Origin of the sequence: Nonomuraea guangzhouensis, assembly GCF_019396345.1 — a bacterium.
Classification (GTDB): domain Bacteria; phylum Actinomycetota; class Actinomycetes; order Streptosporangiales; family Streptosporangiaceae; genus Nonomuraea; species Nonomuraea guangzhouensis.
This window is the reverse complement of sequence record NZ_JAHKRM010000069.1, coordinates 19,394-28,570: the sequence shown is the minus strand read 5'-3', so window position 1 is coordinate 28,570 and position 9,177 is coordinate 19,394. Positions and strand designations below refer to the sequence as shown.

11 protein-coding genes and 1 pseudogene are annotated in these 9,177 nt (G+C 66.1%); 9 read left to right on the top strand and 3 right to left on the bottom strand.

What is annotated here, in order from left to right:
• From KME78_RS65805 to KME78_RS62175, 3 genes and pseudogenes are all read left to right on the top strand, one after another.
• Positions 1 to 164, top strand: a pseudogene (locus tag KME78_RS65805) (IS982 family transposase); the annotation flags it as partial.
• Between the two features lie 354 nt (positions 165 to 518).
• Positions 519 to 1,112 (top strand): RNA polymerase sigma factor, encoded by a 594-nt coding sequence (locus KME78_RS62180; RefSeq protein WP_219539671.1) that lies wholly within the window; start codon positions 519 to 521, stop codon positions 1,110 to 1,112.
• Positions 1,109 to 2,113, top strand: a complete 1,005-nt coding sequence (locus KME78_RS62175) for a CU044_5270 family protein (protein ID WP_219539670.1) — start codon at positions 1,109 to 1,111, stop codon at positions 2,111 to 2,113. The genes KME78_RS62180 and KME78_RS62175 overlap by 4 nt, the downstream gene beginning before the upstream one ends.
• Before the next feature lie 287 nt (positions 2,114 to 2,400).
• Here KME78_RS62175 and KME78_RS68370 read toward each other — a convergent pair whose 3' ends face one another.
• Positions 2,401 to 2,898, bottom strand: a complete 498-nt coding sequence (locus tag KME78_RS68370; protein WP_219539669.1) for an ATP-binding protein — start codon at positions 2,896 to 2,898, stop codon at positions 2,401 to 2,403.
• 233 nt (positions 2,899 to 3,131) lie between these two features.
• Here KME78_RS68370 and KME78_RS62165 point away from each other — a divergent pair, with 233 nt between their 5' ends.
• The 5 genes from KME78_RS62165 (at position 3,132) to tgmC (ending at position 6,671) form a co-directional block, all read left to right on the top strand.
• Positions 3,132 to 3,956, top strand: coding sequence for a helix-turn-helix domain-containing protein (locus KME78_RS62165; RefSeq protein ID WP_219539668.1), 825 nt, complete (start codon positions 3,132 to 3,134; stop codon positions 3,954 to 3,956).
• Entirely contained in the window at positions 3,953 to 4,171 is a 219-nt protein-coding gene (locus KME78_RS62160; protein ID WP_219539667.1) for a DUF397 domain-containing protein, read from the top strand. The genes KME78_RS62165 and KME78_RS62160 overlap by 4 nt, the downstream gene beginning before the upstream one ends.
• A gap of 156 nt (positions 4,172 to 4,327) precedes the next feature.
• Positions 4,328 to 4,570 (top strand): putative ATP-grasp-modified RiPP, encoded by a 243-nt coding sequence (gene tgmA / locus KME78_RS62155; protein WP_281429226.1) that lies wholly within the window; start codon positions 4,328 to 4,330, stop codon positions 4,568 to 4,570.
• 20 nt (positions 4,571 to 4,590) lie between these two features.
• On the top strand, positions 4,591 to 5,544 hold the full coding sequence (gene tgmB / locus KME78_RS62150; protein ID WP_308127599.1) for an ATP-grasp ribosomal peptide maturase: 954 nt from the start codon (positions 4,591 to 4,593) through the stop codon (positions 5,542 to 5,544).
• Positions 5,541 to 6,671 (top strand): ATP-grasp peptide maturase system methyltransferase, encoded by a 1,131-nt coding sequence (tgmC, locus tag KME78_RS62145; protein WP_246655069.1) that lies wholly within the window; start codon positions 5,541 to 5,543, stop codon positions 6,669 to 6,671. The genes tgmB and tgmC overlap by 4 nt, the downstream gene beginning before the upstream one ends.
• A 177-nt stretch (positions 6,672 to 6,848) precedes the next feature.
• On the opposite strand, the gene KME78_RS62140 is transcribed toward tgmC, so the two are convergent.
• Entirely contained in the window at positions 6,849 to 7,253 is a 405-nt protein-coding gene (locus tag KME78_RS62140; protein ID WP_219539663.1) for a MerR family transcriptional regulator, read from the bottom strand.
• Between the two features lie 28 nt (positions 7,254 to 7,281).
• Here KME78_RS62140 and KME78_RS62135 point away from each other — a divergent pair, with 28 nt between their 5' ends.
• Entirely contained in the window at positions 7,282 to 7,977 is a 696-nt protein-coding gene (locus tag KME78_RS62135) for a methyltransferase domain-containing protein (RefSeq protein WP_219539662.1), read from the top strand.
• A 156-nt stretch (positions 7,978 to 8,133) separates the two neighbouring features.
• Here the strand turns inward: KME78_RS62135 and KME78_RS62130 are convergent, their stop codons facing one another.
• Positions 8,134 to 9,108: a helix-turn-helix transcriptional regulator gene (locus KME78_RS62130; RefSeq protein WP_219539661.1), complete on the bottom strand. Its 975-nt coding sequence runs from the start codon at positions 9,106 to 9,108 to the stop codon at positions 8,134 to 8,136.
• Positions 9,109 to 9,177 lie beyond the last annotated feature (69 nt).

Below are 9,177 nucleotides of genomic sequence, written 5' to 3'. Positions count from 1 at the left end.
ACACCCTCAAAGGCCAGCTCGATCTCGAGCAGCACGGCGGACGGACCTTCGAGGGCGTCGCCGTCCGCGTCGCGCAGCGGATCCTGGCGATGGCCGCCGCCATCTGGCACAACCACACCACCGGCGCACCTATCGCCAGGTCGCTGATCGCCTTCGATCACTGATCACATAGGAACTACTCGTCTAGATGCGCTCGCAAAGATCGCCAGAGACTGCACCGCTCCAGGGGACACCCCCCAGTAACCCAGATCAGCGGTCCACGCACGAACTACACCAGGTGGCAGCCGTCGTGGCTGGACTTCACTGTGAATCCGCGCATGCCTAGCACCCGCTCAGCCCATATCAGGGTGCGAAATATAGCCGGCTGGGTGGAGCGGGACCAAGCGGCTGGAGATGTGGCGCTGGTGGTGGCAAATGAACCTGTACCAGGTCTAAGAGGGCGTCTGAAGAGCGAAGTTTGTGTGGCGCCATCGGATGCCCACTGAGAACTCGATCCGTCACATCGGGAAAAGACAGGCATGACACAAACGCACCCGGCGGAGACAGCCGAGGTGGATGACGCCGAGCTGATCCGCTGGTCACGTGACGACCCGGAACAGTTCGCCAGCCTGTTCGACCGCTACATCGAGCAGATCCACCGCTTCGTCGCCAGGCGGCTCGGCACTCAGGCGGCCGACGACATCGCGGCCGAGACGTTCCTGATCGCTTTCCGCGGCCGCGCTTCCTACGACCCTGCCGCCCGTCTCGCCGGCCCTTGGCTCTACGGCATCGCGACCAACCTCATCGCCAAGCATCGGCGCGGCGAGGAGCGGTTCCTGCGCGCCTTGAGCCGTACCGGCACGAACCCGCTGCCCGAGCCGCCGATGGCCGACACGGTCGTCGGCCGCGTGGCCGCGCAGGAGGTGGACCGCCGGCTCGCGGGGGCGCTGGCGTCCATGTCATCCGGCGATCGCGACGTGTTGCTGTTGGTGGCGTGGGGCGAGCTGACGTACGAGGAGGTCGCGGCGGTGCTCAAGGTACCGATCGGTACGGTCCGCTCGCGTCTCCACCGAGCGCGCAGGAAGGCACGGATCGCCCTCGGGGGCGACGATCCAACAAGAGAGGTCGCATGATGGACGAGATCAAGCAGTTCCTCGGGTCCACCCCGGTGATCACCCGCTCGGCGAAGGACGCGGCACGCGCCCAGCTCCTGCAGGCGATGCGCGAACCGCTCCCTCAGCCGGCGAGGCGGCGCACGTTCCGCATCCCGCGCCTGGCCTGGCGGTTCGGGATCGCCGCCGTGGCGGCCTCGGCCCTGCTCGTCGGCTACGGCGTGGTACGCGGTGACGACCAGTCGGCCGCGTACGCCGACGTCAAGGAACTCGGCGAGCGGGCCGCCAAGGCCGCCGAACGCGGCCCCGACGACGCTTACACGCGAACCCCTTCTCCGGGGCAGTGGCTGTACGTGAAGGAGTCGATCGCCCCGCTGCTCGCCGAACCCCGGCCCGAGGTGGATCGCGACAGGCGCGAGACCCTGGAGACCTGGTACAGCCTGGACGGCGAGCAGATGGCAATCGACGACGGCGCGGGCAAGCTGGCCATCGAGGAGGTGAACACCGGTCTCAAGGGCGCCACCCTGGCCCAGGAGCCCGTCACGCCCGACGCGGTGCTCGCCAAGGTCAAGGCGTCCGTCGCCGCGACCCCCGCCTCGCCGTTCGAGCAGGGGAGGGGGATGTCCGAGCAGGAGCGCGCCTTCCACACGATCAGCACGCTCATGGGCGGGCAGCCGCTGACCCCGCAGGTCCGCGCGGCGCTGTTCCGGGCCCTGTCGAAGATCGACGGGGTCTCGGTCAAGCAGGACGCCGTGGACGCCGCGGGCCGACACGGCGTCGCGTTCGCCTACACCGGACCACGGGAACGTTCCGAGATCATCGTCGACGCCAAGGACTACCGCTTCCTCGGCCTGTACGGCGAGAACCTCGCTGACCAGCCGTTCCCCAACGAGGGCGGACCGGCCGCTCCGGCCCTCCCCAGCGGGACGGCCGGAACCGTCAAGGCCGGCGCTCCCCTGGTGTGGAGCGCGCAACTGGAGACGAAGGTCGTCAACAAGCCGGGGACCCGTCCCCAGCAGTAGGCGCCCCGGCAACGAGTAGACGGCGACCGTCGGACCCGTACGCCATGGACGCGTACTGCCCGGCGGTCGCCTCCTGTGCGTGGATGCGACGGTGAAGGCCCCCGGTTGGAAAGTGCATCCGACCGGGGGCGACCTCATCCGCGAACACCAGGGACGAACGTCCGCGAATGAGGGGATGCCCTGGTTGGGAGATTGGGGCAGTTCTCAACCAACCAAGGCGAGGTTGAGAGAGTTCGTTGCGGCCTTCGTCGTTACCGGGTTCAACTGCCCCGACGCCGATAGCCATGTCAGGAAGGATGTCCCACTGATCGAACTTCTCTGCGAGATGTTGGGAGGCATCTGGGCTCCTGGTCGGGCAGGGAGTGGGCGGTCTCTACGTCGCACCACACAACGCGGCGGCCGCGCGGAGTGACGTACGTGCCGCACCGCATGGATAGCCTGCTTACGATGTCGAGGCCGCGGCCCGACTCGGCCTCAGCATCCTGAGACTGGCCAGCGATGAATCGTGGCTCTGGCACCGGGGCACCAGGGTCAATCACCTCCAGACGGATGAAGCCGTTCCCGAAGCCCATCCGTAGTTTGAGCCAGTCGCGCTGCGGGCCTTGCGGCACATGCACACAGGTGTTCGTCACCAGCTCGGAGACGACTTGGAGTACGTCGTCTCGTACCGGATCACTGGCGGCAAGCCATATCTTGATCGCTTGCCGCGCCTCCCAGGGCGCTTTGACATTTCGACGTAGCGTTATGAACCTCGATACGACAATTTCCGCTGTTTGTGCTGGCATAGAATCACCCACCATGTCTGGGTTTGAGATGCGGCCCGCATTGCAACGAGGGCGGAGTTGTCCTGTTATGAGCGACCGGACCGCCGTCCTTTGTTTCCCGAAGGGCATTTCCAAGAATGCTCTTGGCCAGGTAGTTTTGGGATGGGGCGGCAGCGACACCTTTCAACAATTCTGTTGCGGTTGTTGTTGTTGCCGTCCGCAACTCCTGTTGTCCTCCTGAACGGAGAGTCGAAATGTCAGCAGGACCAGACCTACCGCCGGCCACCTCCCCAGAGGTGATTTTCGGCCTTGAGCTGCGCAGGCTGCGCAATGCTCAGGGCTGGTCGCTGGAAGCGTTCGGATCCAGGGTCGGATACTCCGGGACGATGATCGGCTACTACGAGCTGGCGAAGCGGCCAGTGCCCGAGGAGTTCGTGACGCGTGCCGAAGAGGTTCTAGGGCTCCGGGGGGAACTGGTGGCGCTCTGGAAAGAGATCAACCCCAAGACCGCGCCGAAGTGGTTCAGGCAGTGGCCGAAGATCGAGGCAGCGGCACGGGTCATACGGAGCTGGGAACCCCTCCTGGTTCCGGGGCTCCTACAGACGGCCGACTACGCCCGCGCTGTCCTGCGGGGAGTGCCTGGCGCGACCGAAGAGGAGGTTGAGCAGGCGGTTGAGGCGCGGCTCCAGCGGCAAACCATCTTCGACCGGCCTACGTCTCCCATGTTCGCCGGCGTCATGGATGAGGGCGTCTTGCACCGTCCAATCGGCGGACACGAGGGCATGCGGCAACAGCTTGAGCGGCTGCTGACGCTCATGGACCACCCGAAGATCACGATTCAGATCGTCCCGCTTGAGGCAGGGCCAACGACTGGGCTCCTGGGAGGCTTCGCCATCGCGCAGCTTCCCGACGCGCGGGATTGGGCTTACCTGGAGTCCGCATCGAATGGCCAAGTAACCGATCGCGTGGACGAGGTGCAGGGGATTAGCCTGAGGTACGACACGATCCGTGCATGGGCGCATCCCCTGCATGTCTCAAAGGACGTGATCCGCGACATGATTGCGAGGTATGAGCAATGAATGAGGAGCTATCCGAGGAACTGGCCGGCGCCGACTGGCGCAAAGCCAAGGCTTCGGGCGCGAACAACGGCAACTGTCTGGAGGTTGCTCCTTTGTCTGGTGGACGTGTTGGCGTCCGCGACACCGAGGCTCCCGACCAGGCCCCGTACGTCGTTCGCGGCGCAGTCTGGGCCGCCTTTATCGACGGCGCCAAAAAGGGTGAATTCGACTTCTAGTATCACGCAAAGCCCCTGATGTTACATCGGGGGCTTTGTCGCCGCTGCATTACGATTTGTCTTGTTGGTTGTACCACAAACAATCGCCACATCTGGCCTGACTTGAATTAGGCATCTAGCGTTAAGCGAAGAACAGTCCCTTACACGGAGGCTCGAATGGCCTTGACGCAAGATCAGCCCGTACGCCCTTGGGGTTTGAGTCGGATGACCGAGCCTTCCCCGGTGGGGCCACCGGAGTACGCCACCGTCGAATTCGACGCCGCAACCCAGCTCACCCACTTCTACGACGCCAGAGGCGAGATCGTGGACATGCAGCGGGGTACGGTGACCAAGTCGCCAAAGAACCAGGGGAACGACGGCACGGGCGGCCCGCTGGTTTCCGACGATTCCGACGACTGATGTCGCGCACCCCGCGTACCGTGTTGGTCGTCACGTCTCCAGCGGACGAGACGGCCAACACGGTCATTCGAGCCTTGCAGGAGCGCGGGGTACACGTGGCTCGCGTTGATCCAGCCGACATCGGGGCAGGGCTGACATTCAGCGCCCGCATTGGGGACGGCCGCGACTGGTGGAGCGGCCAACTGGTGACGCCAAGCCGCAACACGCACCTGGAAAAAATAGGGGCGGTCTACTACCGCCGGCCGAGTCCTTTGCGCAGCGACGCCACGGACGAACAGGCCCGGTTGTTCGCGATCAACGAGGTCCGTCACGGGCTGGGCGGCTTGTTGAGAAACCTACCGAACAGCCGCTACGTCAACCATCCTGGGGCGACCGAAAGAGCAGATTTCAAGATTGCTCAGTTGCAGGCGGCGGCCCACCTCGGCATGCGTATTCCCAATACGCTCGTAACGAACGATCTGGACGCTGCTCGAGAATTCGCCCTCCATCATGTGCACGTCATCTACAAGTCGTTTCGATCGGTCCCGGTCACCCCAGACGGCCGCGTGGGCGCGATATGGACACAGCGCGTAAAACCGGATGAGTTGGACTATTCGGTGTCCATGACAGCGCACATGTTTCAGGAGAAGATCCGGAAGTCGAGCGATGCCAGGGTGACAGTAGTCGGTCGTCAGGTGTTCGCTACCAGGATTACGCACCCGGACGATGCCATCGACTGGAGGGAGGGAGACTGGGACGATCTGGTCTATGGCCACATTGACGTGCCCGAAGTGATAAGGAGTGCTCTATACGCCTACCTTGAGCATTTTGGCCTGGTGTTCGGATGTTTTGACTTTGTTCTCGAAGATGGCGAATTCGGCGAAGCCTGGACATTCATGGAGTGCAATCCAAACGGCCAGTGGGCGTGGCTTCCGAATTTCGGCGCGATAGCGCAAGCCTTCGCTGACGTACTACTTGAAGGATGGTGGCCATGAGCGACACGGCCGCGGCGCTCCGCCTCGAACTGGCGGACAAAATAGGGTCTGCCGGTTGGCGGAAAGCACTGGAGACGGTGCCCCGCGAACGGTTCTTGGGAGAAGCTGTTTATCGCCCCGACAAGAACCGATTCGGCTGGTGGACGCCCGTCCGCCGCGCCGACATGCCCGAGGGCGCATGGCTCGCCCTGGCATACGCCAACGAGACCTGGCCGACTCAGGTTGAGGGGCTCCTGGCTGAAGACTCGACACGGCCCGTATCCGGATACCCGTCGTCATCATCCACGCTTCCCGGCCTGGTCGTACGGATGCTTGAGGCCGCCGAGATCGAGGAGGGCGACAAGGTCCTGGAGATCGGAACAGGCACGGGCTACTCAACGGCGCTGATGTGTCAGCGACTTGGGAGCGACGCCGTCTTTTCGATCGAGTACGACCTGCTGGTTGCCGCCCGTGCCCGTGACGCGATCGTGGGTGCAGGCTACGCTCCCACGCTGGTGGAGGGCGACGGGCTGCGCGGGTACGCGGAGAACGCCAAATACGATCGGCTCATTGCGACCTGCTCTGTCCGCACGATCCCCCGGGAATGGCCGCAACAGATTCGTGTCGGGGGGACCATCACCGCTCCGTTGTCCGGATGGATGGGGGAGACCGCGTTCGCGCATCTCACCGTGGCCGACGACGGCACGGCGAGCGGCCGTTTCCTCGAAGATGACCTCTCCTTCATGACCGCCCGATCACACCTGCCCCCGCCGCGTCCGCCATTGGTGAGGGGTTTGGGGATTGTCCGCGAGTCCAGAGTCGATCCGTCGGTTCTCCAGGACAGAACAGCTCTATGGGTCGCCCAGCTCGCCATTCCGCAGGCGCAAATCGCATGGGGCGATGGCGCCACGTTCCTCGTCGACGCCGGCACCGGTTCGCGGGCCGAAGTCCAACCGGATCCCGCACGTGGATGGACGGTGCGCCAACACGGACCGCTCAATCTGTGGGACGCGGTCGAGAAGGCCATCGAAACGTGGCAGGAAGCAGGCAGCCCGCATAAGTCTGGCTTCGGGCTCACGGTCACCCGTGAGGGCCAGCGGGTGTGGCTCGGTAACCCTGAGGGGCCGAGTTGGAGTCTGCCGGCGTAGATCCGCCAGCTCGTCCCGCAGACCCCCGCACCCCTGGTCGCCCGCGTGCTCGGTTACGACGGAGACACCGCCACCCGACTCACCACCGCGGCCGGAAGCCCCTGAAGTCGCTACGCCCCCGGCGACCACGAACGGTGATACCCCTCAGGCGATCAGGAAGGAACACGGATCACTCGATCATTGGTCCCCTGCCAGTGCCGCCACCGCGAGGTGGGCCCGGTAGTTCGGGCAGGTCGTGATGTCATCGTGCGAGCAGTTCATTCCGGCTTCGAGGAGATCGAGGGCTGAGCGCAGCGCCGCCATCCTGGCCTGCAGCGCGTCGTGGTTGCGGCGCAGTACGTCCTTGCGGGCGGCCGGGTCGCGCGCGGCGAGAAACGTCCGGATGTCCGGCAGCGGCAGGCCGGCCTGCTTCGCGATCACGATCGACGCCACCCGGAACAGGTCATCGCGGGTGTAGCGGCGGCGGTCACCGGCGACGCGGGCGGGGGAGAGCAGGCCCACCGACTCCCAGTGCCGCAGTACGTGTGTCGGCAGGCCGAAGTGGTCGGCCACCTGGCCGATCGTCATCTGATTTGACTTCATGTCGGCATTAAGTCGGACCATGGCGGGCATGTCGAATCTGCTTGTTGTCCTCGACGCCGTCGACGCGCAGCCTATGTCCGTCGAGCTGCGTACACGTTCCTACGAGTTGCTCGGCGACCTCACCGGCCGAACCGTGGTCGACGTCGGCTGCGGCGGTGGCCGCGCGGTCGCCGAGCTGGCCGAGCGCGGGGCCCGCGCGGTCGGTGTCGACTACGACCCCGAGATGATCGCCGTGGCCCGGGAGCGCTGGCCGGTCGGCGAGTTCCATGTCGGCGATGCTTGCGAGCTGCCGTTGGAGACCGGGTCGGTTACCGGCTACCGTGCGGACAAGGTGTTGCACACGCTCTCTGACCCGGTGCGAGCCCTGGCCGAGGCCCGCCGGGTTCTCGCGCCGGGCGGCCGGGCCGTGCTGCTCGGCCAGGACTGGGACACGCTCGTCATCGACTCGGACGAGCCGGAGACCACCCGCCGGCTGGTCCACGCGAAGGCCGACTCGCTCCCGTCGCCGCGCATCGCCCGCAGGTACCGCAACCTGCTGCTCGACGCCGGGTTCACCGACCCGGTCGTCGAGGTGCGCACCAGTGTGTTCACCGATGACACCGCGCTCGCCCTGCTGCACCGGATCATCGACGAGGAGAGCTGGCTTGCCGAGCAGGCCGAGCGTGCCCGCACGAACCGGATCTTCGTCGCGGTGCCGATGTTCCTCGTCGCCGCGCAGGGATAGCGATCTTCTGTCTTCGTCGCGGATGCGCTGGCTGGAGCGTTCGGCCGACCGGGCGTACGTGGATGGCGCCGTCCTCCAGGAGGACGTGCTGCTCGTTGTCCGAAATGGTCATAGGCCCACTGTCGCGGCCGGTGCTGGACGAATGTTCCCTCGTCGTCAGGTTCGGCGGGCGTGGGACGCGAGACGGTCGGCGAGCGCGACGACCAGGTCGCGCAGTTCGTCGGGTCGCTCGATGACGAACGGCCGGTCGAGTGCGGCGAGCGCCGGAGGCAGCCAGTCGAGCCGTTCCGCCCGCAGCTCGACGCGCAGCCAGCGTTCGCCGGTCCCGGGCTCGCACTCCTCCACGCGCGCGACGGTGGCGGGGAGGCGGGCGCGGACCTGCTCGACCGTGCCGTGGATGCGCAGCGTCACCTCGTGCCGGTATTCAGCTGTGGCGAATCCGGACAACACACGCTGTGCCGGGTCCGGGCCCGTGGGCGCCTCGAAGAAGCCGGGCAGGGTGCGCGCGTCCGCGATGCGATCGAGCCGGAAGGTCCGGTCCTCGCCGATCAGGGCGTCCTTGCCTGTGACGTACCAACGGCCCGCGTGGGCGACGATGCCGTACGCGTGCAGCGTGCGGTCGCTGCGGCGTCCGTCGCGGTCGGTGTAGCGGATCGAGACCGGCCGGCGGTGGCGTGCGGCGTCGGCGACGGTGAGCAGGATCCCGGCGTCGGGGGTGTCGAACTCGCCGGGCTGGTCCGTGAAGGCGAGTGCCTCCATGAGGGTGTCGAGCCGCCGGGCGACGTGTTTGGGCAGCACCCGGCGGATCTTCGCCGTCGCCGTCTCGCTCGCCGTGCGCTCCGTCGTCGTCAGGCCCGCCCGGCGGCCGGCGACCAGGCCGAGCAGCACGGCCAGCGCCTCGTCGTCGCTGAGCATGAGCGGCGGCAGACGGTAGCCGGGGGCGAGCCGGTAACCGCCGTAGCGGCCGCGTACCGACTCCACCGGTACGTCCAGGTCGATGAGCTGGTCCACGTACCGGCGCACGGTGCGCCCCTCGACGCCGAGCCGGTCGGCGAGTTCGGCCATGGTACGGGTGCCGCCCGACTGCAGCAGCTCCAGGAGCGTCAGCACGCGGCCGGTGGGTCGGGACATGCGCACAGCCTACTGGCGAATACTGGACCAATTCTGTCCAGTATTTCGTCTAGCCTGCGCAGTGCACGA